This is a genomic window from Peribacillus frigoritolerans, from assembly GCF_030676415.1.
In the GTDB taxonomy this organism is placed as follows: domain Bacteria; phylum Bacillota; class Bacilli; order Bacillales; family DSM-1321; genus Peribacillus; species Peribacillus frigoritolerans_A.
Window position 1 is genome coordinate 1 of sequence record NZ_JAUUTW010000117.1, and the last position, 353, is coordinate 353.

1 rRNA gene is annotated in these 353 nt (G+C 39.7%); it reads right to left on the reverse strand.

The annotated features are described in order from the left end of the window. Positions 1-267: 267 nt before the first annotated feature. Positions 268-353, reverse strand: a 5S ribosomal RNA gene (gene rrf, locus Q8G36_RS29515); the annotation flags it as partial.

The following is a 353-nucleotide window of genomic DNA, read 5'->3' on the forward strand; positions in this document are numbered from 1 at the left end:
CACATAGGTTTTAATCGTACCATCGGATTTATTTTGACCCATTAACCATTTCGCAAAAGAATGAAGAATTTGTTTATTGTCCAGGATTTCTTCTTTACTGGTCATTCGAGAAGCCCCCTACCAAAATTATGCTATTAATAAGCCTTTCCAACGAATTGTGGAATTTATACAAAAAAACCTTAGGATAATCCTAAGGTTTAGAATGCGTAGATAGGATTTGAACCTGTTTATACGGGTTTATGAATCCTAATTGATGTGATAAACATTGCTTGGCGGCGTCCTACTCTCACAGGGGGAAACCCCCAACTACCATCGGCGCTGAAGAGCTTAACTGCCGTGTTCGGAATGGGAAC